This is a genomic window from Cohnella abietis (assembly GCF_004295585.1).
GTDB classification, from domain to species: Bacteria; Bacillota; Bacilli; order Paenibacillales; family Paenibacillaceae; genus Cohnella; species Cohnella abietis.
In genome coordinates this window covers 2,500,537-2,525,955 of the sequence record NZ_AP019400.1, presented here as the reverse complement: position 1 = coordinate 2,525,955, position 25,419 = coordinate 2,500,537, and the positions used below count along the sequence as shown (strand labels likewise).

Here is a 25,419-nt window from a genome sequence, read left to right as displayed (position 1 = left end):
ACCCCTTGTTTATAATTTTGAAATATGTAACCGCTTGCATCAGAGTGAGTCATGTTGAGATCAACATGGCCTTTCCGTCTACGTCGCTCGTTTCTACCACCTCTTTATATAACATTTATACAACATTGTAACTTGTATAATATAAATATACCACTCAACATCATTGGTGTAAATATAAATTTGTTTATTAGAATAATACCCTATAAACACTGGTGAAACAGCTTTTTTTACACTTGTATACATATTTAGAACATGTTATAAAAACAACACTAAATAGGGTGCTACCCCTTCACACATATACACCCAACGTAACCATTTTTTTAGGAGGAATCACCAACGTAGTCACTTCACCCTCCTTTACAATCCCACCAACCACCTTCTCATTTAATTGCGTTTCATTTATTATTTTGGCGTTTCGGATTAGCTCCCCAGATACCTGAACGATTTCCTCCCGCTCACTTAGGTTTACAACACGTAATTGCATCCCCTCATAGGTCGTCGCCTTACTCAGTGAAGTCATTAGTACAGCAGTTGATGATATTTTAACTGCAGAATAGCTTGTGCCGTTCACTCCTGCATGAATGCCAGTTGCAGCTGCTAACAAAGGTGCATTATACGCATACACCTCTCTAGTAGCCTCTAGATAATTACCACTATGGGGAATGATCGCAAATCGAGCTGTGAAATCACCTTGACATTGGGCGCCAGGGGTAGGGAAATAGTTCCAATCGCCAAGCTCACCGACACACCGAAGCAAGGTGAGTGCCATCGTATTTCGACTATCGCGCAGCACCTCGTATTCCGGCAATCCACTTGATACAATAGTCAGTCCCTGTTCGCCGTCCGAAAGACTGAAGAAGGATTGCATACGCTCACAGCTGGAAGGGTTATCCCATCCACTCCAGCGAGAAATTGATCGTTTCACGACATCAAACGGAGCATCCGCATGAACACTATCCGTAATTAGATCCGTTGGAAATAGAACCCTCAGTCTGTGATCCTTGAGTTGATTATCGAGGTGAACTTCCACGTCAATTCTCTTCATTCCCGTCCCCAATGTGAGAATGACTTCAATTTCCTGGCTTATTAATTTAGAGGAGCGCATATTTCCATCACGTTCCGCGGGCAATTCAAGCTGATAAATTACTTTTAATTTGGCTAAAGGTCCGGAGGATAGAATTTCCATCTTTACCTTTCTACCCTGCGAAAGGTACGGTGAAGCATTCTCAGCAGCCTTATAATTGTACTCATTGCCAATATCACCACTGTCTTCAAGCACGAAAAGGTCGTAATAAATGTTACCAGATTGCTTATCGGTAACATTCAACCTGCCGTCTTGCTTGACTTCAATATTAAAAAATTCGTTTTCCATTCGTCCGCCTGCACCATCTATATCGCAAAAAGTATTCTCCGCCCCTTTTAATTCTGGTTCCGAGTCATGTCCATTACTTGATTTCCAAAGAAAGGTGGTGTAGCCGACTGCCGGTACTTGCTTTGCTTGAAAACGCAGCTTATATCGACGCTTCCGCCAAGGAATACGGAATTGGTCATCCGGAAGCGTAAAGCCATGCACCCATTCCGCATCTTCTACCTCGCAGTAAATCTCGCATCCGTCCGAATCAAATAGTTTGTACTGCAGGTGTAATAACTCATTTTCCGTATCGATAATTGCTTCGACCCAATCCTCTCGATCCCATCCGAGCGGATTAAATACCACCACTGGAAAAACCTCTTGGCCTTCGACGCTTTCATCCGCTTGAGAGATCAAGGAAGCTGTATTCACTTTGGAAGCAATAGATTTTAGAGCCTTAGAGCTAAGTCCCAATGCGATCTGATAGGCCTTCTGGAAGCGCGTTACCATTTCATCGTGCACCTCATCCAAGCTACATCCGCAAATGCTATCGTGTGGATGATTCTGCAGAAGAAGTTTCCAGGCATGCTTAACAAAGGCTGCCGGATATGGTTCGCCCATCAAATGTGCAAGTGCCGTAAACGGCTCCACCCAACGTTCCAGCTCCTGTTGGACACGAGCATTCCATTGCTTGAGATACATTCTGGAGGAAGCGGTATTAACCAGCGTATTCATTCCATCAGTAAATTCACCTATTAATTCTCCTGCTACCGTTTGATACGATTCTATATTTGTTTGCAGCTTAGATAAATACTCTGGAAAGTTGCTATGGACAAAATCATAATCCGGAAGCACCTCATTGAAGGTTAGTATAGCCTTGCCAACATCCCTTTGAACAGGCTGATGATCGCACCCGTTCATTAACAGCAAATGATCTGTCGACGCGTACCGTTCAACATTTTTGAGCATGAATTGACTGCGCTGCAAAGCACGATCAGCATCTGTCGGCAGTTCCATCCCGTTATGATACCAGTTTGCCAGAAACACTGACAATACTTTCGAACCATCCGGGGATTCCCACCATAATTCCGTATGATAACCCGATTCTCGGTCATTGAGTACAGTGTTATTTTCAGCAATTGAATTGATACCCCTCCCAAATACAGCGGTATCGATTTCAAAACCGCGAAGTAGCTGTGCTGATTGCGAAATATTCCCAAACGTGTCCGGAAAATAACCAACCTTAGTTACTCCTCCTAATTGCTCAGCACGTTCAATTCCAATTTGCAAATTTCGCACTTGCGCTTCACCACTTGTTAAAAATGCATCTTGCAGGACATACCATGGTCCAATGAATAGCTTTCCAGACGCAACCAACGATCGAATTCGATCCTCTTGCTCAGGACGAATTTCTAAATAATCATCCACTAATAATACATGGCCATCTAAATGGAAATAACAAAAACCGTTGTCCAATGATTCCAGTAATTCGAGTGTTGTATCCATCAAATCAACCAACCGCATTCGAAAATTTTCGAATGGCATATACCATTCCCGATCCCAATGAGAGTGAGAAATGATGTGAACCGTTTTTTTACTCAACCGAAATTCTCCCCTGTCTGATGCCTACATTTTATAAGATGTATACATTAATATATAACTTGTATATAATGAATAATACAACATTTACATTCGACTGTAAATCAAATAAACAGACGCTATACAACGGCGTGAAAAAGTTATATATTTGTTATATACATTTAATGTAGGAGTGATCCCTTATGGCAAAGCCTTCTCAACGAGTTCCACTATATACGCAAATACGCCAATATATACTGAAACAAATCGAACAAAAAATATGGCTCCCCAATGATAAAATACCTTCTGAGAATGAATTTGCAGAACAATTCAAGGTCAGTCGGATTACAGTGAAGAACGCACTATCCGAGCTAATTGAAGATGGGTTGATCTTTCGAGTACAGGGTAAAGGCTCTTTCGTTTCCCCTACCCCGTCCGGTGAACCTCTTATCTACCACTCAGAACCTACTAACAACAAAAATAAGGATTTGGTAGCTTATCTCATGCCACGTCTTGCTAACACATTCACTGCCCAAATGCTTGACGGCATTGAAAGTGAGTTATCCAAACAAGGATATCGCCTTATATTTTGCAAAACCCACGATTCACAGGAAACGGAAAAAGAAATTTTACGTGAAGTTATCAATCTCGGAGTCAAAGGGATCATCATATTTCCAGTGGATGGAGAAACTTACAGCGAGGATATTTTACGCTTAACGTTAAATGAATTTCCACTAGTCGTAGTAGACCGATATTTGCGGGGGATTGAGACGAACTGTGTCTGCGCAGATAATGTCGAAGGTGCACGTGAAGCAACTTCGCATCTTGTTTCATTAGGTCACACTAGAATTGGATTTATTTCCACCGCATTTCAGGGTACAACCAGCATAGAAGATCGTTTGAGCGGTTATGAGAAAGCACTTGCCGAACACAACATTCCTGTAGACCATCGTCTGCGTCTTGTTCAATTTGATACGGAGCAGATGAATTTAATATTAGAAGATGGAATTGCCGACGAGCCTATAAAGAAGGAAATTCAATCCTTCCTCCAACAAAATCCGGAAATATCAGCTATATTTGCCGCCAATGCTGCTGTAGGTCTATCAGTCATTGAAGCAGCCGTCGAAATAGGGATTCGCGTGCCTGAGGATTTATCTGTCGTGTTTTTTGATAATTATGAGCTTTCAGCGATATCCAGCGTTCCTCCAACCTGTGTCAGTCAAGAAGAGAAAAATATAGGTGCAGAAGCTGTCCGACTGTTGGTCTCGATCATGGAGAATCCAAAGCAGGAGCGGAAAAGAATCATCTTGCCAACCAAACTCATTGTAAGAAAATCGACCGCCAGCTGTAAGGTTGTTCAAAATAGTTTATAGCAATTAGCTCTTAGTATAGGAGCAAAGCTAAAGGCCCATTGCGATTTGCAATGGGCCTTTAAGCAATTCATCTATCAATCTAGATCTCAACACCGAGCAGTAAACGGCACACCTCGGCGATCGAATCATAGGAGCCGCTATAGTACCACACCTGTGAGACATCATCGCGAGTGAATAAGCCCTTCTCTTGGTTCCATTTCACTGCAGGTGCATGGTGCTCCAATTCCCCGAATGAGCCGATTTGACCATCATCATTGTATAGCTGTACACAATGACCACGATCATCCGGATTACTCCACGGAACATCCAGATAGTCAGAGGACGGATATACACCGATCTGCCTCACTATTAAATAATAGCAACCGTTCTCATCTCGACGGAAATATCCGAATCTGCCCGTTGTCTGTACGCTTTTAAGCGATATTTTATGTGCTTGTTTCGCGTCCATATTGAAACGAACCACTCCATCGGTAACCGATAGATGCGATTGACCCGTAGGGGCAAAGAGATCGGTTGGCTGCGCTGTTCCATATGTTTTCACATAGGCATGTCCACCAGCGGGGACCTGAAGGATCGTCCAGCTTGAAAGGGGAAACTCATTGCTTCCATCGTCCGTCTCTAGGTTTATTTCCGATTCATATCCGACGTATTGATAAGAGCCTGCTCCACCAAGATCGGTAAGTCGAATCGGATCATCTACAAGTCGGCATGATTTGGAAATCCGGAAATGGATTCCGCTTTGAAGTCGATAGAGCCGAGCGATTCCCTCCTGCTGCCAGCTACATTGGTCCTGTGCACTCTCTTGCCCTATAAACCGGTAGTTACCTGGATCTATAACCTGCTGCACCGTATAGTTTACCGGCGGACCGAGCTTCTCAACATGGTATTCTAACTCGGGGCTGAACCATGTCCGCTCGCCACCCGTATTCCACTGATTATCCTGATCATAAATTCTTTTGGCTGCCTTGTACTCGCCCAATGATGGATTTGTCCATACTGCATTCTCATGTTCCACATCCGGATAGACTCCTAATATTCTTCCTCCGCGCTCAAGCACGACAACAGCGGCTACCCCGCCGCTGCGAAGCAGCTTGTACTTCCATCCTAGCTGATTCAAGCTTGCTATCAAAGCATCCAGCTTCATTGGGCTTCACCTTTGCATTAATACATATTCTTCTCCATACGTTCGATAATGATATTCATCGCATTCATAATGTGATGCCTTAGTACTTGGAAGATTTCCTCATTCTTCTGAATAATCATGTCCGCCATTTTTCTGTGCTCATCACAAAACGCTGAGAAAGTGGGTGTTGTCATATTCGTAATCTGCAGAATCGCCTGCAAGGTATTTGCCATTGTATTCCAGGCGACTGTCATCGCATTATTGTCCGCCATCAGAATAAGACTTCTATGGAAGGTAATATCTAAATAGGCTGTGTCATCACTAGTAATCTCGTCTTCTTTATCCCTATACGATTCGAGCAGCTCCATCGCATCAAACAAAGGTCTATATACAAAGGACGAGCTCTTGAATGTATTCTGAAGCGCCGTTTGCTCTAGAAGCAGACGTAGCTCGAATATATTCTTCACATCCTTAGCCGAATAGCCGATTACCTCTGTACCGCCGTTGGTTAGATTCAGCACTAGACCTTCCTGTGCCAGCAGTTGAAGGGATGTCCTAATTGGAGCACGGCTGATTCCCATCTGTTCAGCAAGCTTCGCTTCAATTAATCTTGTACCGGGCTTATATTTACCAAGAATAATATCCTTGCGCAGCTGCGTAACAACTTCCTTGGTATGATGTGATCGTGATAGTGAATCCGCATGATTACTCATATCTATTTCGTTCCTTAGATTATATTTCGATTGTATCCAATTCATCGATTAAATTCAGAATAACAACCACATGCATATATTGTCAACAATAAGGATTATTTGAATATCTTCTTGATAGAACGGATACAATGTCAGCTATTTCAAGAAAAAACGAGTACTCGACCCGCCATCAACCGTCACAACCTGTCCGGTTACGAAGTCTGAACCTGAAGAAGCATAGAAAGCGACGACTTTGGCCACATCCTCCGGATATCCGATCCTGCCTAGCGGAATTTGCGCCCCAATCGCCTCTACGGAGTGATTCGGATTGATAGCGGAAAACTTGTCCACCTCGGTTGCACCAGGAGCAATCGCATTCACCTGAATATTATACTGTGCCAAATCGAGAGCAAGCTGCCTTGTTAAGGCATTCATTCCCCCTTTGGAGGCGGCATAAGCACCATAACGTGGCATTGTTTGTACGCCATGAACAGAGCTGATGTTGATAATCTTGCCTTGCCCTTTCTTAACCATGTCCGCAGCGCATGCTTGGATGCAGAAGAATGTACCCTTCAGGTTCGTATCGATGACCCGATCCCATGTCTCTTCCGTCACTTCGAAAAAATCGTCCATCGGGTCCACCGCTGAATTGTTGATCAGAATGTCAACACCGCCAAAATGAGCTCTGATCTCTTCTGTCATCCTGCGAATCTCACTTACTTTCGACACATCGGCCTGGATGGCTAGCACCCTGCGGCCCATTGAACGAATTTGCTCAGCCGTCTCTAGAGCCTGGCTGGCACTGCTTCTATAATTGATGACGATGTCTGCGCCATCCGCCGCCAGTTGCAGCGCAATCCCTCTGCCGATTCCGATTCCTGAACCGGTGACTAACGCAACCTTCCCCTGTAGCATAAGCACGACAACAACCTCCACTATACAATTAAGAGTTCCCCTTGTCTGAACAGAAACGGACTCGTTTGCTTCGGATTCATTTATATTCAGTCTTCATCGATAGTCTTGAATGATTTGCCCCACTCTTTCAAGCGCTGATCGTACACAGAGTTAGCACCTGGCTCAGGTAAGCGCGACCATGCAGTGAAGATGATGAGATCTTCCGTTGCACTACGATTGGCAATGGCATGCATAGAGCCACCCGGTATAAACACAACATCTCCGGCCTCCAGGTTGTGCTCTACTCCGTCTAATCGAACCATCGCCTGACCTCGTTGGATCAAGTAAACCTCATCATACTCCGGCTTATGATTGTGATCGGCGTGCTTCGCTCCTGGGGCAACGATCCCCATGTTGATCTGAATATTTTTCGTTAAGGAATTCGTATGATCGATTAGCATTTTTGATGAGTACGTTTCATCCACATACAATGTCTTAACTTCTGCAGCATGCACAACTGTTCCCTTTGCCATTTAACAACACTCCTAATATGTATTTGATCATACAGGTTACAAACGCTTTTACCAACTATTCAAACTTATGGTGAAAGGACGGAATCGGCTCAGGCCCGTGATAAGCGGCATAACCACCGTCAACATGCAAGATAGATCCAGTGATGAACGATGCCCGCTCCGAACACAGGAACAGAACAGCTTCGGCAATATCGACAGGAGCCCCTAAGCGGGCTTGCGGCGTCCGACGTAGCATATCCTCTTGATTCAAAACGCCTTTGGCGAATATTTCGGTCATTGCTTCTGTAAGAATATAACCCGGAGCTACACAATTAACGCGGACTCCATCAAGTGCCCATTCGCACGCCAACGTTTTCGTAAAGCTTTCCACAGCTGACTTGGAAGTCGAATAAGGAAGTCGTCCGCTAATACCGCCTAACCCATGAATGGATGAGATATTCACGACTACACCCTTACCGCGCTTAAGCATCAATTGGCCCGCTTGTTTTGCACATAGAAACATCGATTTGATATTCGTATCGAACACAAAATCCCATTCTTCCTCTGTGAAAAACACAAGTGGTTTACGGATCGTGGAACCGACGTTGTTAACAAGCACGTCTAATACGCCAAACTCTTTAATTATGTTAGCGAACAACCGGTCGACCTGTTCAGCCGAGGAGACGTCAGCTTGATACCCTACCGCCTTTCCTCCCGATTGCCTAATTTGTTCACTCACCGCTTCTGCGGCACTGCCATCGACATCCGCGACAATTACAGTTGCGCCCTCTCCGGCGAATAATTTCGCTGTACTGCAACCGATACCATTCCCGGACCCCGTAACCAATACGACTTGGTTTGCAAATTGCATGATAATCCATCCTTCCGATAGTAAGAGCATCTGTATCATTAATAATCGAATTTATTTAATATTCATTTTTCAAATTTAGTATACAATTTAAATAAATTGTAGTCAATGTAATATTGGCTATCGTTAAACTCCGTTAACAACGTGTTTCGGACGTTCACCTGACAGCACCCGTTTAACCTCCAATGCTGCATATTGCTGAAGTCTCACGATAGAGTCTTCCGAGTACCAGGCTGCATGACCGCTTAACACACATTGCTCCAAAGCAAGTAAGGGGTGATCCACCGGTAGCGGTTCCTCTTCATATACGTCAAGACCCACCCCAGCAATCACGCGGTTCTCCAATGCCCATACCAAATCTGACGTATGCACAACCCCGCCCCTTGATGTGTTGACCAGAAAGGCAGTACGTTTCATTCGCTCAAATGCTTCCCTATTAAATATGTGCTCAGTCGCTTTGTTCAACGGCAAATGCGAGGAAATGAAATCACTTTCAGACAGTAAAGTATTAAAATCAACTTTGCGAACACCCATCTGCTGAAATACTTCATCCGGCACATAAGGATCATAGGCAATCAATTGCAGATTGAACCCTTTCGCTCTATTAGCAACTTCCCTCGAAATATTTCCGAAGCCGGCCAACCCAAGTACTTTGTTGTGAAGCCCAACGATCGGACGCAGCGCATCAATCTGCCAATCGCCTTTCCTTACATTCCGATCCATCGTCGGAATTTTGCGGACCGTACTGAGCAAGAGTGTGAACGTATGATCAGCTACCTCCTGAATGCCATAATCGGGAATGTTAACGACGGGAATATTTCTCACCGCAGCTGCCGCGATATCCACATTGTCGTAGCCAATCCCATATCGGACAATGACCTTACATTGCTCCAACTGATCGATGACTTCTTTCGTAAAGGGGGAATGATTCGTAATAATAGCGTGCGCATCCTTGCAGAATGCGACAACCTCCGAGACGGTGTTGCAGATTCGTGCCTCCAAGGAGGCAGAGATCGACTCCAATATTTGCTTCTCGTTGCTGTAATCAGGAAACTCTGGATCCGATGCGGCGATCACGACGCGAAAATTCATGCTAAAACTCCTTTTAGAATACTAAATTTTATTTTAGTATACAATATTATATTTATGCGTACAAATGATGAATGTCACTGGATGGATCGAACATCCTAAGCGCACAATCTGATAGGATCAAGGCGTCTAGAACCATGCGCCACAGGGTTGACGCCGTGCGATTTTGCACTATCGTCCGCACAACTGTTTAGAGGGCACCCGGCAATTTCCAGCCGGGTGCCCTCTATGCGCATTTACTTATAGATGGTAAAAATCAACATGGAAATTCATACCCTACTACAATTATTTTAGTAGTTGATGTGCGCCGGGACGCATGATGAGGTTATCCTTTAATTGCCCCTGCGGCGATTCCTTTTACGATGAAGCGCTGCATGAACAGGAAGAAGATGATGATCGGAATGAGCCCCATGACCGCGTATGCGAACGCAAGGTTCAGATCGCTACTGTACTGGCCGAAGAAAAAATATTGCTGCAACGGGATCGTGCGATACTCTTTCTTCTGCAAATAAAGCAGCGGAAGCAAAAAGTCGTTCCAGATGTACAGAGCGTTAAGCACGAGTACTGTCGCCGTCACCGGCTTCAATAGCGGCATTATGATACGCACGAAAATGCCAGGTGTAGAACATCCGTCGATTCGCGCCGCTTCTTCGATCTCGCGTGAGATACCGCGCACGAAGCCGGTGAAGAAGAGCACGCCGGACTGTACGCCGAAGCCGCCGTAAATAAGCATCATACCCCAATGATTGTTCAGCAGACCGAGCGATTTGCCGAGCTGGTATAACGGCAGCATCGTAACCTGGAACGGCACCATCATGCCGGAGAGAAATAGAAGGAAAAAGAAGCTGTACAGCGGCTTGTTGCCGCGCGCGATCGCATACCCGCTCAAGGCGGAGACGATGAGAATGAGCGCGACGGAAATCGTCGTAACGATGACGCTATTCAGAAACGCCGTTGGGAACTTGGACGTATCCCAGGCGTGAACGAAGTTGGCCAAGTCCAAACTCGGCGGCAGCGCATAGAATGACTCAAAAGTCTGCTTGGCCGACTTCAACGCCATCAGCAAGGCGACGTAGAGCGGGAAAAGGAAGATAAGCGCCGCAATTGATACGGCAATGAACACGAACATTCGCTTGCTTTTCATCACATTTCCACCTCCCGCTTCCTGAAGATCGACACCTGCACAACAGTTACGATGACTAGAATGACGAAGAAGATCAACGACAGTGCCATGCCGTACCCTGCCTTATACGAGTTGAAAGCGTTTTTATAGATGAACGTCGCAATAACTTCGGTTGCGAAGCCCGGTCCTCCGTTCGTCGTCACAAGCACGAGATCGAATACTTTCAGCGATCCCGTCAGCACGAGCAGCATGTTGATCGTCACCGACGGTGCGAGCAGCGGCAGTGTTACGCTGCGGAAGACGCGGAACGGCCCCGCCCCATCGATGCGCGCACTCTCTGTCAATTCGGACGGAATTCCCTGCAAGCCGGCGATATAGATAATCATCGGCGCGCCTACCCCTTGCCACACGGCGATGATAACGAGACCGATCAGGGCGTGGTCGGGATTGCCAAGCGGGCTTGTCATGTCAAGCCCGAGATACGACAGCAGCCGTGGAAAACCTTGGCTATAGTTGTAGCTCCAAATGAAGCCCGCGAGCACGACCGAGATGACGCTCGGCAAGAAGAAAATTGTTCGGAACAGATTGCGCAGCGGCAAGTAGCTGTCGAGCAGCAGCGCGAACAAGAGCGAAATGGCGTTGACGAGCAGCGTTAGCATAATCGCATATTTGAACGTGTTGCCAAGAACCGTCCATAGGTCTGGATCTTGGAGCGCATTCACGTAATTGTCCCAGCCGATATAAGTCAACTTGCGGGAGATGCCGTCCCAGTTCGTGAACGAGTAACGAATGCCCGTCGCGAAAGGCACGATGACGGCGAATGTGAACAGCAGTACACCAGGAACAAGGAATAGGATATACCACATCTCGCGCCGAATCGTTCGTCTAAGGTTTACCATTGGTTTCCTCTCCTTTGTCAGCAGGAACGGCATAGGCTTCGCCTATGCCGCTTTGCGTCGTCAAGCCCCGGATTATTTGTGGTTTTTGGAGACCCAATCGTCGAGATCCTTAATAATCTGATCCGGCGTCGCCTTTTTGAAGAACACCTTTTGCACGTATTGCGAGAACTGCGTATTCCAGTCAATCGTCGTCGTAATGTATACTTGCGAGTTGTACAGTTGACCGTTATCGAAGTACGGCTTCAGCGCCGTAACCGCCGGCGCGATGTCCGTGGAAGCGCCTTTCACGTATGTCAGCGTCTTGACGTTCTCAACCCATGTATTGGCTGCAGGAACGCTGGCCAAGTACGCGAGGAATTTGAATGCCGCTTCTTTGTGCTCGGACTTGCTATTGACCGCGATCGATGCGTCGGGGTTGAACTCGAGCTTGTTCAGCGTCGGATCGTTGCTGAACGGATAAGGAAAGTAGCCCATACCGTTCGCGTACAAGTCCGGATTTTTCTTCTCTATGTCCGGCAGTGGCCATGTTCCCATGTACATCATGGCGGCTTCTTCGCGGGCGAACAAATCGACCGCACCGTTGTAATCGACGCCGAGCTGATCCTTGTTGCCGTACTTGAACATATCTAACGCGTGCGCGATGACCGTCTTCGTCGCTGGATTGTCGGCGAACTTCGCTTGGCCTTTCTCCAGCTTGTCGAAGAAGTCCGTTTGCTTCTCGACGAGCACCGTGTTGCTCGGAAAGTCACGGCTCAGCCACATGCCGAGCGGCCAGCCGTCCTTCCAGCCGAGCGCGAACGGCGTTTTGCCTGCGTCCTTGATCTTCTGCGCTGCCGCGATCAGCGCATCGTATGTCGTCGGAATATCAATGTTGAGATCGCTGAAAATTTTCTTGTTATAGAAGACGGCGATCGGTCCGGCGTTCAGCGGCATAATGTAATTTCTGCCGTCCGTCGTCTGATCGGCGAGCACGCCCGGATCGAACGTCTTCATGAATTCCTGATCGGTCAAATCCTCGATGTAGCCGCCGTCCTTGAACAGCTTCGTCTTGCCGCCGGAGTTCAAGGTGAAGACGTCGACGATGTCCCCGCTGGCAAGCTTCGTCTTGAGCAGCGTATCGTAATCGTCGAACTTGACCGGCTGCACGTCGACCTTGATGTTCGGGTTTTCCGCTTCGAACTGCTCGACGATTTTGGCGATGCCGTCCGTCGCGTCGCTTTTGAAATGCATGAACGAAATCGTGATCGGTTCCGCAGGTTCCGATGCCGGCACGCTGGCCGACTCCGTCGCCGGGCTGTCGGATGCGGAAGCCGGCGTTGTCGGGCTTGCGGCGTTCTCCTTTTTGTTGCCGCCGCAAGCGGCCAGCAGCACGACGAGCATCGCGATGATCAGCCCGAGGCTTAGCTTCTTGTTCATATCCATTTCCCCTTGTTTGATAGTGTCGGATCGAGCGTCCTCGTCCTGATGCTCATATTACCGGGTGGTTGCAGCGTCAGGAATAAAAAAAATTGGGGACGCCATGTTCAATTTTTTGCAGAAGGGGAAACTGGTGCAGGCGATTCTCTGTATTCGGATGGAGTCAATCCGGTGAATTTCTTGAACACTTGGCTGAAATACCGCTGGTTCTCGTAGCCGACCAGTTCGGCGATGTCGTTGATTTTACGATCGGATTCGCGCAGCAGCTCGCACGCCTTCTCCATTCGCTTGCGCGTGACGTATTCGATAAAGTTCTCTCCTGTCACCGATTTGAATTGCCTGCTCAAGTGACTAGGATCCATATGGTAACGGGTAGCGACATCGATCAAGCCTACGTCCTCGAAGAAATGCTCGTCCAAATACGCGGCAATCTCGCGCATCGGATTCGCGGCTTCAGGTGTCGAACGCGCGCCGATCTGCCTCTCGATGGCCGAAGACAGCTGCGAGACATATTTAATAAGCGAAGGGAGGCTCATGACTCCGTCTATCGCCCCATGATCGGACAATAGTGGACTAACGGCGGCAACCGCCGACCACTGATCTCCGACGGCATCGACAAGCTTGCGCAGTTCCTTCTGCGCAGCCTGAATCGTCAGCGAATTTGCCGCTTCGGCTTTGCGCGCGAACTCGCTCAGCATCCGGCGCACAGCAGCCGCCTGCCCGCCTGCGATCGCTTGATGCAGCAGCTTGGCGTCGAACCCCCGAGCACTTCGCAGCCTTCCGAAGGCGCGCACGGCGAGTCGTCCGACTTGATGGCGAACTCCGTTCCTTGCAGCGGATTGCCGTGCAGCCTATCGGCGGCTTCCTCGAACGCTTCAGGCAGCTGATCGAGCCGGTCTCGCGGCGCGCTCAGCCCGACGACGGCGTACAGCTGCAGCATGCGGCTGACGGCCACGTGAAACGGCAGGAACAAATCTCGGACGGCGACGCATTCCGACTCCGACTCCGGGAGCAACAGGCAGAGCCGGGTTCTGTCGTCCGACTTGTACACATACAGCGCCGCTTCGCGCGTCATTTCGTGCATCATATTTTCCACGCTGTACATAAGCAGGTCAGCGTTGCCATTGAACTTCGTCTCCGCCAGCTCTCGGAACCAGCGCAGCTTGCATACAGCAAGCCGGTAACGGCCGATCGGCGGATCTGCAAGCAGCTTGGCGGCATTGGCAACGATATCGGCGGTATTGGCAATACGCCGCGCTGTCACATTTTGCAGGAACGCTTCGGTTCTCAGCTTGCGCATCTCGTTCGCATATTGCTGACGTTGCTCGTAGCTCAGATGGCTGCGGCTTGCCTGCATCGCCTTGATCATCGCGCTTTTCAGATCCGCTAGAGACACCGGCTTCAGCACGTATTCACATGCCTGGTAGGTCACAGCTGCCTTCATGTATTCGAACTGCGAATGTCCGCTGATAACGATAATTTTAATATAATTGTAACGATGGTACAGCTGCTCCAGAAACTGCTGCCCGTTCATGACGGGCATATTCATATCCGTCACAATAATTTGCGGCTTGCTGATCGGAATAAGCTCCAGCGCCTCCGCCCCGTTGCGCGCTTCCGCAACCACTTCGACGTCTAGCTCCAGCTTAGCGATCATTTTGCTGACCGACTTGCGTCCCCAAGATTCATCATCGACGACCATCACTTTAAACACATGACTCCCCCCACTTTCTGTATGGAATCCGGATCGTAATGTCCGTCCCTTCGTCCGGTCTACTGTCGATGGCCAGCCCATACGGATCGCCGTATGCTAGACGGATGCGCTCGTGCACGTTTTTCAGTCCGATCGAGACACCGGAAAACACTTCCATCGACTTTATCTCCAAACCGCCTCGCAACGCAGCAAGCCTCGGGGCGGGGATGCCGGGACCGTTGTCGCGCACCGACAGCACGACCGCTTCGTCCTCGACGCACGCCCTAACGCGGATGAGCAATTGACGGTCATCTGGCCCGCCGAGCGCATGCACGACAGCATTCTCGATAATCGGCTGCATGACGAAGCGAATGATGGGCGTATCCATTAGCGCTTCCGGCACGTCGAATTCCATCAGAAGCGAATCCTCGAACCGGAACTGCTGAATGTACAAATAGTTGCCAACGTGCGCCAGCTCCTGCCCGATCGTCGATTCAGTGTTGCCTTCATAGAAGCTGTAGCGGAACATGTCGCCGAGCGACCGGCACATCTCGGGGATGTCGTAGTCTTCGTTCAGCAGCGCCTTGCCGCCGATCGTCTGCAGCGTATTGTACAGAAAATGCGGATTGATCTGCATTTGCAGCGCGAGCAGCTGCGCTTCCTTATTACGAAGCTGCATCTGGTAGCGCAGCTCGATTAATTCGCAGATTTTTTCCGTCATAAAGTTAAAGTTGCGAGTCAGCTCGGAAATATCGTCGCGATACAGGTTAGGCTGATCCAGCGTAACTTGGAAGTTGCCTTGGCGTACCATTTTCATCGCCTTGCCTAGCCGTTTGATCGGACGCGTAATGTACTGCTGCGCGAGCAGCGACAGCAAGGAAATGCACAGAATCGCGAAGATGCAAGCGCCAACGGCGATCAACAACGTATTATTGCGGTTCCGCTTGATCTCTTCGTTCGAATAGACGATCGTTAGCGTCAAGTTGCCATTGTCCAGATAGGACGTTCCGACGAGCAATTCATTGCGCTGCACGAATTGTATGGCTTTCGGCTTCTTTTTCAAATGTGGATCGAGCTCAGAGGACGGCGGAACGAGGTCGGCATAGTTAGTGTTCGTATTGTAGAACGTCTCGCCCCGGGAGTTGCGCAGCACGATAACGTTCGGCGCCTGGTTGTTCGCTTCAATTACTTTAGCAAGCTCTTTCTTCTGGATATAGAAGACGAGCGAGCCAATCTTGCTGCGGGAGAAAGGGTCGTAGATCGTAATTGCGAAGACGAAGAAGTCCTGCTTTAGGACTTCGTCGAAGTACGTAAAGGAGAGCGACTCCCGGAAAGGCAAATCGAGCATGTCCCCATAATGGGGAATGCTATCGTTGAACGGAATCGAATCGTAGCTGGCAGACCGGGACCAGTACTCCCGGAGCTTGTTGTCTTTACCGAAAATCTTAATTTTTATGACGGTATCTTTGTTTTTGTTAGCGACGAGAGTGTAATAGTTCTTAAGTGATTCGCGCACCGAGAAGAAGTCTTCGTCAGTTGCACTGCTGCCGTGCTCCATCAAGTTCATGACATGCGAAAATCCGTATACCTGCAACGCCGAAGACGACAAATCGCGAAAATATTGATTCAGATAACCGGCCACGTACTGGGCGTTCTGATTGGTACTGCGATACATCGTCCGCTCCAGCGACCTCGTGCTGGATTCGTAAAATAGGAAGGAAAGGACAAGCATCGGAACGAGCGAGGTGAGCACGCTGCTCCAGACAATTTTGGTCCGAATGCTTCGATTGATTAACAGCCATCTGATAAATCTCATCGCTTCGGCCCCTTCTTCAGCGTACGCTGACTTCTAAGTGCCAACGATATTCCTCGCCGGGAGCGACAGCGGTCGCCAGTCGCTCTCCCATCGCAAAGGCGAGATTGTCCATCGTCACGGTGACCGGATCGCACAGTTCCGCCCAACCTTCCGTCAGTTCGTTCTAATTATAGCGCTTCATCTGGAAACAGAATATTCAAAAAATCGATTTATTGATGTCCAATTTTTTGATTTTACCTATCACTTATCGCGATTTTTAATCCAATTAACCCAAACAGAGTGCCTTGAATAACACTGATCCTTTTAGAAACCGATGGATTCTTGCGTAAGATATGACCCACCTTATCCGAGAAAATACTGATTAGACCAAAGATAAGCAAGGCTTGTACAAAAAAGATTGTACCCAGTATAAGCATTTGTAGAGTAATGTTACCCATTGATTTATCTACGAACTGAGGCAGAAATGCTAGAAAGAATAGGGACACCTTCGGGTTCAAAATATTCATGATAATCCCTTTTTTGTACAATGATTTTAGGTCTAACGAAGTTCGATCTTGGAGAAGCTGTCCCGAATCCTTCTCTCTGAAAGACTTCCATGCTAAGTATAATAAGTAGGCAGCTCCAGCATATTTCACCACTGCAAAAGCTACTGCGGATTGATAAATGATAGCTGATATGCCAACCGTGGCAGCTGTTATATGTGCGATCAGACCTGTGCAAAGCCCCAGAGCAGTTGCGAAGCCCGCCTTTTTGCCACTTGATATACTTTGCGCAAGAACGAATAAATTATCTGGTCCGGGCATCAACGTTAGTAAAACAGCCACTCCCATAAATGATAAAGCTAATGATAGTCCCATTACATCATCTCCTGTCCTAAGCTACATTATAATCAACTCCCCACTAGAAGTCGCCAGCAAGTTTCTTGGTTTATTTATCCTTCCAACCGCTAAATCCTTACTTTTCGGAAAATAAAAAGCCCGCCAATTAACGCTGACGGACCGGTCTACGCTCACAAACCACGAGAAAAACGAGTGAATCCTGCATACAGGATAGCAACCAGCACGATCAATCCAGCCAGCTCCAGAAAGAGGTTGCTGTAGACAATACCATGTAAGCCACCGTGCAGCGGATTCAGCTTATGAGCAGTCGTTCCATGATCAAGTGCGCGGCCAATAACGGCTATAGAAACAGCACCCGAAATATATCCGAGCGTGCTGTACAACCCCATCCCCACACCGACCTGCTCCTCCTTCAATGTCCGCGAGATCATATTCGAGATGGCAATTTGCATGAACGTCATCCCTACACTACCGAACAAAAGAAAACCGGCAATAAAAAGCGGAAATAATCCGGCTGTCCATGAGAGCAGAACAAACCCTAAGGCAAGCAACGAAGCAGCCCAATAAAACAAGGTTCCATTGCCATGATGATCGGCTATTTTGCCGCCTTGTCTACCCAATATCGCCGCTATCGCAGCAGCCGGGAACATCGCGACTCCAATCTGCAATGGTGTAAAAGCATTGATCTTGCCTAGAAGCAGCGGTGTTAGGAACGGAATGCTAAATAGCGCACTCGATGATAAGAAACTAATTACTAGACCGAATACATACCGCTTATTGCCAAACAGCGTAGGCTGAATGAACGGCTCCTTGGTCACACGAATACGAATGACAAATAAAACAATTAAAAATAGCACCCCCCCCCCCAGTAACCAAGCTCCTCCACCTGTCAGAGCAAGCAATAACGCCGCCACAGTGCCGCCTAACAGCAGACCACCCACGATATCCGCTTGTTTCGCCGCTCCTTTCGTATCGTCCAAATACCTGCGAAAGGAAGGAAGGGCTATTAATGCGAGCAGCGACAGCAAGAACAGATACCGCCAGCTCGCTGCACTAGTAATTACGCCAGATACGATTGGACCAGCAGCCGTCCCGAACGCTATCCCCATTGCTGTAATCCCTAGCGCACGTCCTCTCTTTTCCGGCGAGTAATAGCGAACCGGAATAATCATTGCTGCTGCCGTTACGACAGAAGATCCCGCTGCCTGAAGCACGCGTCCAAGCACAATAAGCCAAAATTGATTGGCAATGAGCCCCGCTATTGAGCCAAATGCAAAGAAGATTAAACCGAATGTTAGCAGGTCCTTCAGTCTATATTTGTCAGCCAGCTTTCCATAGATGACAGTACCGATCGCATACACAATCATGTAAGACGTAACAATCCAGCTAACCTGAGAAGGCACAAGAGCAAACTCCACACTGATTTGCGGAAGAGCGACATTAAACATCGTTGCGTTCATGACAGAAATCATAAGAGTAAAAGCAAGCACACGAAGCAGTTTATCCGTCTGCACGAGTTTTACAGCAGATGCTGTGCTCATTCGCAACCTTCTTCCAAATTTTATTTATTATTATAAAACTTGACATTTCACGCTGTATAATTCATCATTCTTCTTGAAATCATGAATTTTATTCATAATAAAAACATAAACTCTCGGAAGGAAATGATGGTTACATACCGAGAGTTTATATATTCAGAGGAGGTGTTCAGATAACATGGAGCTAAATCAAATGGAATACTTCTTGACCGTTGCCAAGCTACAGCATGTTACTCGTGCAGCAGAAGCGCTATCGATTACCCAGCCAGCCATCAGCCATTCGATCGCCAAGCTGGAGGAAGAGCTACGCATGCCATTGTTTGAGCGGAGCGGACGCAATCTCAGATTAAACGCCTGCGGCGAAATGTTTGCCTTGCGGGTAGAACGGGTGCTTCATGAGATAAAGATGGGCAAACAAGAGCTGGAGGCGTTCACCAATCCGGATACTGGAGTTGTATCGATCGCTTTTCTCAACATATTGGGCACCCGCCTGATTCCTTGGTTCATTCGTTCCTTTCGCGAACAGTACCCAAATGTGCGTTTTGACCTACAGCAAGGCAATGGCGCGTTTATTCGCAATCAACTGGATTCAGGGAAAAGCGACTTATGCATTTCATTACCCCGCTGGGAAGAACAAGGCAACATATGGACACCCGTCTGCTCCTACCGACTCGATCTGGCAGTGCCGAGCAATCACCATTGGGTTGGCCGGGAGCGGCTTGGATTAGATGAGCTGGGCGATGAGCCTTACATCGGATTAAAAAGCCAATGCGGACTGAAGAGCATTCTAGATGCGTTATTCGACAAACGGGGCATTGTTCCGAATATTACCTATGAGGCAGAAGACTTGCCAACTGTCTCGGGCTTCGTATCAGCCGGGCTTGGGGTTTCCCTACTGCCACGCGCTTCAAGCCTCGAAACAGAAGGAATCTCTTGGATTGCTGTCGACATTGAAGAGGACAAAATGCCAGTAGAAATGGGCTGGAAGGAAAAACGTCATCTATCCCCCGCCACACTGCTATTTCGTGACTTCCTCATTGCCAAAAAATATTTACCCGCTTGATGCCAGAGACTTTGCATTATCCTCAGGGGGCCCATTCACCGTGCAGCTACATGATTACGGTTGCGTGGGATGGGCAGCTCCAGATTACCTCGCAACGTATTGCTTGCATATTCGCTTCGGAACAACCCACGCCGTTGTAGGATAGGCACAACCTCATCTACAAAATCCTCCAGTCCCGTCGGTAGCACAGCGCCCAGCATAAATCCGTCCGCTCCTCCCGCATCAAATAGCTGCTGAATTCGATCAGCCACCTGAGTCGAAGTGCCGATAATAAAAGCATTTCGGGGCGTTGCGACCTGCAATGCAACCTGACGTAGCGTCAGTCCACCTTCCTTAGCATTTGCTTTAATACGATCAGTCGTACTGCGAAAGCCGTTGCGCCCCAGCTCACCAACCTCCGGAAAGGGCTCATCCAACAGACAGGAAGAAAAGTCATAGTACTCGAAATAGCGGCATAAATTGTTCAGCGCATCTTCTATTGAAACGAGGCTAGCGATCTGTTCATATTTGTCCTCTGCTTCCCCCTCAGTACGCCCAATGATCGGAGCAACCACTGGAAAAATGAGCACATCGTCGGGATCGCGACCATAAGAGGCTACCCGTGTCTTGACATCATGATAGAAAGCCACTGATTCCTCTATCGTTTCGTGCTCTATTCCTGTAAAGATAGCATCTGCTTCTCTAGCTGCGAAATCTCTCCCTGCATCCGATGTCCCCGCCTGGAAAATGACAGGCTGCCCTTGCTCAGAGCGAGCAATATTAAGCGGCCCCTTCACCGCAAAATACTCACCGTGATGGTTTAATGTGTGCATTTTCGCAGGATCAAAAAAGACACCGGAAGCCTTATCCCGCACAAATGCATCATCCTCCCATGAATCCCAAAGCCCGCGTACAACCTGCACAAATTCTGCAGCGATCTGATACCGCAGATTGTGTTCCGGATGACCTTGCCTTCCCTTACCGCCGAAATTTAGCGCAGTGCTGTCTAATGTAGAAGTAACCAGGTTCCAGCCAGCCCGACCATTGCTGATCATATCCAGAGAAGCAAATTGCCGAGCTACATTAAAGGGCTCACTATACGAGGTAGACACTGTGCCTACTAAGCCAATATGTGTGCTTTCAGATGCAAGGGCGCTTAGAAGAGAGATGGGCTCGAACCGGTTCAACTGATGGGGGATCGATTTGGGTTCAATATATAAGCCATCGGCTATAAAAATCAGATCGAGCTTACCCTCTTCAGCTTTCCTCACCCATTGTTTATAAACCTCTAGATTTATACTGGCATCGGTCACTGCATCCGGATGTCTCCAAGTTGAGTTCCCTCTTCCAACGCCAAGCAGCATTGCGCCTAGCTTCATTTGTCTGCGTTTGGCCATCGCTTAATGCTCCCTTCGTATTATTGCGGCGTCCCCTTCGTGAAATCTGCTCCGAGCCATTCGATACTAAGCTTGGACAAAGTACCTTCAGCCTTGATTTCTTGGAGCGCTTTATCAATGGCATCGGCTAGCTTCTGCTCCTCTGCATCGTCTTTTCGGAAAACGAACCGAACGTCGCTACTTTCTATCGGGTCGCCCGTCGTTTTCAGCTTGCCCTCTGGATCTATCAAGGGAAGAGTAAAATCTGCACCCAATGTAGCGTCCACACGCCCACTAGCGATTTGGCTTACGGTATCGTTAATCGCTCCGCTCTGATAAACAATCGTAATAGCATTATCATGCGACTTATTATAGTTTTCCAGTAGTGTTGCCTGAGCACTTGTCGCATTGGTCAGCACCTTTTTCCCCTTCAAATCATCGAGTGTCTGGAACGAGCCCGTGTTTTCCTTGCTCACAATAATTTTGGTTTTTCTAAATGCATAGGGCTCTTTGTTAAACAAATATTTCTGCTCACGCTCCGCATTCCTTACCATTTCCGCTGCAATGAAATCAATTTTTTTCGTTTCTAGACTGAGTAACAGGTTGGTAAAATCCATCGCTTGCAGCTCGAATTCATACTCAGGTAATCGCTTGTCGATTTCTTTAACCAGTTCAACATCAAAGCCAGTCAGATTACCTTTCTCATCAACAAAAAATACTTTCGGGTATGTCGTACTCGTGCCTACAATAACCTTCTTTACCTTAACAGGCGGCGCCTCACTCGCTATGACCGGAGCAGGACTAGCCGTTGCCGAAGCGTTGCCTCCGCCTCCATTACTGTCTTTACCGCTAGTACCGCAAGCTGTTGTTGCCAGCACCATACTAATCGTAATAATTGCCGTTAATACGTTCCACTTCTTCATGATTGGTTCCTCCATTTTTAGTCTCCGACAGGATATATATTTATTATTCCTATCGTTTTAATTTGTTTTAATTCTCTTTTAACTTACCATCCGCGTTCTATGACCGTCTAATGAAGCTTCTCTATTTGTTTCATGAATAAATTTCATTAGTCTAATACATTTGGCTGCAATTGGTCCGTTTTCAGAGCAATATAGGCTAGTCTTCCTATTTCTTTCTTCACGAATAAAAAAGACACCCCTAAGGATCTAAGGATGTCTTAAACTTCTTTAATCTAATTATCATTTCACTATCTTCTTAGCCACAATAGCTAGGTCAAGGATATCGATTTTTCCATCTCCATTTATATCCGCTTTCTTCGCTTGCTCCCATTCAGGACTACTGCTGTCTTTGCCGTAATAAGCAGCTACAATCGACAAATCACCTATGGTCACTTTTCCATCTTGATTAACATCAGTAGGATCTCCACCCAAGCCTCCTGCTGTTACTTCAAGAGCGATGGACGATAATACTGCTTTGGATTCATTTCCTTGATCATCTCCTAAAATGGCATTCGTAATCGAGATTACGCCAGGAGCTGATTGTTTAATCGTTTTTGCTTTAAAGGTAAGCTCTACCACTTGCTTATTACCGATGACAGAGTGCTCCGAACCTTGACTGGCAACAATTAAACGAAGCTTACCTGCCTTTTCCTTATCGATTCCTACAATCGCAATCCCTTCTATTAAAGATTTTGCAGATATGAACTCCATGACGGCAGGATCATAATCCAGCTTAAAGTCCTGCGCATAAATAGCTTGACTCACTTCATTAAGTCCATAGTTAACTTTAAATACCGTCCCTGCAGGGATAGTGCTTACACTTGTCGTCAATGTGCTTTTCTCGATGGTAGGCAAAGTTTTTTTCTTGAAACTGAAGCTGTCGATATAAAAATTGCCTTTTCCTGTTTCCGTAACGGATTCCACGTATATTCGAGCTGTTTTGAGCTCACCTTTCCATGTAATATCGCCCGAGCCTGACGATCTCGCCCAGCTTCCATTTCCTACATTTTCAAAAGATCCCGTGTAGTAACGACCACCCTCACTATCAACGACATAAATATTTACGTACATCGTTTGCGTACCTGCTTCTGTGCGCAGATAAGCTCCAAAATCATAAGTCCCCTGTCCGTTGTCTAACAATATCGTTTTAATATCCTGCATCGCACCTGTATAGTTTGAGTCCCTATTACTTATTCCAAGTGCCTTAGAACCCGAGTACACAGGAGTAGTAACAGACTTCAAAGTAGCTGCAAAGAATGGCTCCCATCCCGTCGTACCGTTTTCAAATCCAGGATTCGTAAGAAGCTCATTCGGATCAATAGGCTCCTTTGCAGTTACCTGCATGGAGAATGACGCGCCAACAACACTTGTTTCTGTTCCTCCAACCGATACTTTAAGATCGCTAAGCGCTACCTCTGAAGTTCCCATTGCTGCGCCAATCTTTACTGTGCCATGCAAGGTAAGCAAATTGCCTCTTTCATGTACTGCATCTTCAGCGACCACACTAGCCATGGAAATATATATTTTACCTTGTTCTTCTTTTACGTCACTAGACAAAAGCCGAAAGCCTGGCCGTACATTCGTATAAGCTTCGTCTGCCAATGCCTGATAGGTACCTCCATTATTTCCGAGGGTCACCGTCTTGGTGGCAAACTTCACCTTGTTGGGATCATAGCTTAGAACACCTTGCCAGCTTGTGAAGTTTAGAGGGTCGCCGGATATGCCGATTTGCAAATTAGCTGCATCACCACGTTGCACAGATGCAGGGCCAGTTAACGTAGCAGATGCTTCAGTAATAGTCTTGTAAATAATGACGGGGTTCCAAAACGTTTTGTCGCCAATTGAGTTCCCATTCTGATTCACCACGAAATATAAAGCATCACCCGCCTGTACTTCAATCGTCGTTTTCATGGGAAAACCAGTTTTATCGTTATTTTGAAGCAGCTTCCAATCGCTATCATTCGGCCAAATTCTAGTATCGTTTTTCAGTAATTTAAGACGCACGCCGTCACCTAAAGTACTACTTTTACGGATGTTTCCGTTTGAAGCGATTTCAATTGTTCCCGATTTCGGAGCTATCCACTTGCGAATGGAATCTTCGGCATTAGGCTGCTGAAAATCAGCTCCGATCGTTAATAATGAATTCGTTCCCTGCCATATCTTTTCTCCGGCATTCCAAATTAAAGCTGTATTTGAGCTGCTATTCCCTTGTTGATAATACCAGCCTCTTTCCCCTTGTACGGAACTGAAATCAAGCGACGCGCCGTATAGATTATCGTTTGTCCCTTGTTTTCCGATCACGCTTCTTCCAACCTGAATATGGGTATTTTTCAAATAAGAATCATAGAGCGGGTTTGTATCGTCAATAAAATATCCCAAGCCCTCCCCCCAGTCCCCTCCTGATGGAAAATTGAACGGAAGAATACCGACAACCCGCGGCTCTCTTAAAGCCAGCTCATAATGTCGCAGCAATTCCTGCTGCATGCCGTCGGAAGAATTAAATCTACTGAATGCTCTAGGGATGAGCCAGATATCCTGGTTTTTGTTCGCTAGCAATTTCAATTTTTCGTGATAATATAAATAGTCCCCTATATCCCAGCCACTGTAATAGTCGAATCCCACGTCTGTAACATATTCGAGATAATCACTCCTAATGCCGTGCCCGGTATTGCCAGGATCAAAGTCGGCTAATGCGCTAATTTGCATAACTTTTTTATCGGGGAAGTCTTCTCTGATCAGCTTAGTAACAAATCTGAAGTCCTTTTCACTAACCCCCAGCAGCGCAGGCTCATCGAAATAAAAAGCGAGCACATTGTCTTCAAGTCCGCTCAACAATTGCTTTAGGGTTGTCCAATTATATTCCCACGGCCCAACCATATATCCCCCATTAGCTTCATAAGCAAAGAAAATATCAGAAACTTGGAGAATCACTTTCATTTTTTTCGAAGCGGCAAACTCGATCGTATCCCTTAACTTCTGCCCAGAAATCCAACCATTAATAAAAGCGACGTTGCTATTCGCCAATTCTCCGATAATTTGCATATATTCAGTGGTAGGGTTGCCGTATGATGCACCATCCGAACCATAGTAACCGAAATATTGCAGCCGATTGTTAGTATTATTCTCCGCTGCGACAGTAACCCCGCTGGCTAGGGTCATCAACATAGATATTGCTAATAGGACGATTAACAGCTTCTTCTTCATATAACAACCTCCATCTATGAATGGTTATGGA

20 protein-coding genes are annotated in these 25,419 nt (G+C 47.1%); 2 read left to right on the top strand and 18 right to left on the bottom strand.

The genetic code is table 11. The annotated features are described in order from the left end of the window. Positions 1 to 289 precede the first annotated feature (289 nt). Positions 290 to 2,953: an alpha-mannosidase gene (locus KCTCHS21_RS10640; RefSeq protein ID WP_130607521.1), complete on the bottom strand. Its 2,664-nt coding sequence runs from the start codon at positions 2,951 to 2,953 to the stop codon at positions 290 to 292. A gap of 179 nt (positions 2,954 to 3,132) precedes the next feature. Between KCTCHS21_RS10640 and KCTCHS21_RS10635 the strand changes: the two genes are divergently transcribed. Further along, a complete protein-coding gene (locus KCTCHS21_RS10635; RefSeq protein WP_130607519.1) occupies positions 3,133 to 4,302 on the top strand; it encodes a GntR family transcriptional regulator in 1,170 nt (389 codons plus the stop codon). A 79-nt stretch (positions 4,303 to 4,381) separates the two neighbouring features. On the opposite strand, the gene KCTCHS21_RS10630 is transcribed toward KCTCHS21_RS10635, so the two are convergent. The 14 genes from KCTCHS21_RS10630 to KCTCHS21_RS10565 form a co-directional block, all read right to left on the bottom strand. Further along, positions 4,382 to 5,446 (bottom strand): DUF6786 family protein, encoded by a 1,065-nt coding sequence (locus KCTCHS21_RS10630; RefSeq protein WP_130607517.1) that lies wholly within the window; start codon positions 5,444 to 5,446, stop codon positions 4,382 to 4,384. A 17-nt stretch (positions 5,447 to 5,463) separates the two neighbouring features. Then, entirely contained in the window at positions 5,464 to 6,138 is a 675-nt protein-coding gene (locus tag KCTCHS21_RS10625; RefSeq protein WP_162309308.1) for a GntR family transcriptional regulator, read from the bottom strand. A gap of 135 nt (positions 6,139 to 6,273) precedes the next feature. Beyond that, on the bottom strand, positions 6,274 to 7,032 hold the full coding sequence (locus tag KCTCHS21_RS10620) for a 3-oxoacyl-ACP reductase family protein (protein WP_232058234.1): 759 nt from the start codon (positions 7,030 to 7,032) through the stop codon (positions 6,274 to 6,276). Between the two features lie 86 nt (positions 7,033 to 7,118). After that, a complete protein-coding gene (locus KCTCHS21_RS10615) occupies positions 7,119 to 7,544 on the bottom strand; it encodes a cupin domain-containing protein (protein ID WP_130607510.1) in 426 nt (141 codons plus the stop codon). A 55-nt stretch (positions 7,545 to 7,599) separates the two neighbouring features. Next, a complete protein-coding gene (locus KCTCHS21_RS10610) occupies positions 7,600 to 8,394 on the bottom strand; it encodes an SDR family NAD(P)-dependent oxidoreductase (RefSeq protein ID WP_157994013.1) in 795 nt (264 codons plus the stop codon). Positions 8,395 to 8,517: 123 nt separating this feature from the next. Then, positions 8,518 to 9,483, bottom strand: a complete 966-nt coding sequence (locus KCTCHS21_RS10605) for a C-terminal binding protein (protein ID WP_130607506.1) — start codon at positions 9,481 to 9,483, stop codon at positions 8,518 to 8,520. Between the two features lie 322 nt (positions 9,484 to 9,805). Further along, complete coding sequence (locus tag KCTCHS21_RS10600; RefSeq protein WP_130607504.1) at positions 9,806 to 10,624, bottom strand: carbohydrate ABC transporter permease; 819 nt, start codon at positions 10,622 to 10,624, stop codon at positions 9,806 to 9,808. Then, complete coding sequence (locus KCTCHS21_RS10595; RefSeq protein ID WP_130607502.1) at positions 10,624 to 11,502, bottom strand: carbohydrate ABC transporter permease; 879 nt, start codon at positions 11,500 to 11,502, stop codon at positions 10,624 to 10,626. Before KCTCHS21_RS10595 ends, KCTCHS21_RS10600 begins: the two co-directional genes overlap by 1 nt. Before the next feature lie 72 nt (positions 11,503 to 11,574). Then, complete coding sequence (locus tag KCTCHS21_RS10590) at positions 11,575 to 12,918, bottom strand: ABC transporter substrate-binding protein (protein ID WP_130607500.1); 1,344 nt, start codon at positions 12,916 to 12,918, stop codon at positions 11,575 to 11,577. 107 nt (positions 12,919 to 13,025) lie between these two features. Further along, entirely contained in the window at positions 13,026 to 13,616 is a 591-nt protein-coding gene (locus tag KCTCHS21_RS10585) for a helix-turn-helix domain-containing protein (RefSeq protein ID WP_130607498.1), read from the bottom strand. Further along, entirely contained in the window at positions 13,610 to 14,632 is a 1,023-nt protein-coding gene (locus tag KCTCHS21_RS10580; RefSeq protein ID WP_157994012.1) for a response regulator, read from the bottom strand. The genes KCTCHS21_RS10585 and KCTCHS21_RS10580 overlap by 7 nt, the downstream gene beginning before the upstream one ends. After that, complete coding sequence (locus tag KCTCHS21_RS10575; protein ID WP_130607494.1) at positions 14,625 to 16,427, bottom strand: sensor histidine kinase; 1,803 nt, start codon at positions 16,425 to 16,427, stop codon at positions 14,625 to 14,627. Before KCTCHS21_RS10575 ends, KCTCHS21_RS10580 begins: the two co-directional genes overlap by 8 nt. Before the next feature lie 233 nt (positions 16,428 to 16,660). Beyond that, on the bottom strand, positions 16,661 to 17,284 hold the full coding sequence (locus KCTCHS21_RS10570) for a LysE family translocator (protein WP_130607492.1): 624 nt from the start codon (positions 17,282 to 17,284) through the stop codon (positions 16,661 to 16,663). A 152-nt stretch (positions 17,285 to 17,436) separates the two neighbouring features. Continuing rightward, positions 17,437 to 18,807 carry an MFS transporter gene (locus KCTCHS21_RS10565; protein WP_130607490.1) on the bottom strand — a complete coding sequence of 457 codons (1,371 nt, stop codon included), beginning with the start codon at positions 18,805 to 18,807 and terminating at the stop codon, positions 17,437 to 17,439. A gap of 175 nt (positions 18,808 to 18,982) precedes the next feature. Here KCTCHS21_RS10565 and KCTCHS21_RS10560 point away from each other — a divergent pair, with 175 nt between their 5' ends. Next, positions 18,983 to 19,867, top strand: coding sequence for a LysR family transcriptional regulator (locus tag KCTCHS21_RS10560; protein ID WP_130607488.1), 885 nt, complete (start codon positions 18,983 to 18,985; stop codon positions 19,865 to 19,867). A gap of 35 nt (positions 19,868 to 19,902) precedes the next feature. On the opposite strand, the gene KCTCHS21_RS10555 is transcribed toward KCTCHS21_RS10560, so the two are convergent. The 3 genes from KCTCHS21_RS10555 to KCTCHS21_RS10545 form a co-directional block, all read right to left on the bottom strand. Continuing rightward, positions 19,903 to 21,243: an LLM class flavin-dependent oxidoreductase gene (locus tag KCTCHS21_RS10555; protein WP_130607486.1), complete on the bottom strand. Its 1,341-nt coding sequence runs from the start codon at positions 21,241 to 21,243 to the stop codon at positions 19,903 to 19,905. A 20-nt stretch (positions 21,244 to 21,263) separates the two neighbouring features. Then, positions 21,264 to 22,145 carry a transporter substrate-binding domain-containing protein gene (locus KCTCHS21_RS10550; RefSeq protein ID WP_130607484.1) on the bottom strand — a complete coding sequence of 294 codons (882 nt, stop codon included), beginning with the start codon at positions 22,143 to 22,145 and terminating at the stop codon, positions 21,264 to 21,266. A gap of 279 nt (positions 22,146 to 22,424) precedes the next feature. Then, positions 22,425 to 25,388, bottom strand: a complete 2,964-nt coding sequence (locus KCTCHS21_RS10545) for a cohesin domain-containing protein (RefSeq protein ID WP_130607482.1) — start codon at positions 25,386 to 25,388, stop codon at positions 22,425 to 22,427. Positions 25,389 to 25,419 lie beyond the last annotated feature (31 nt).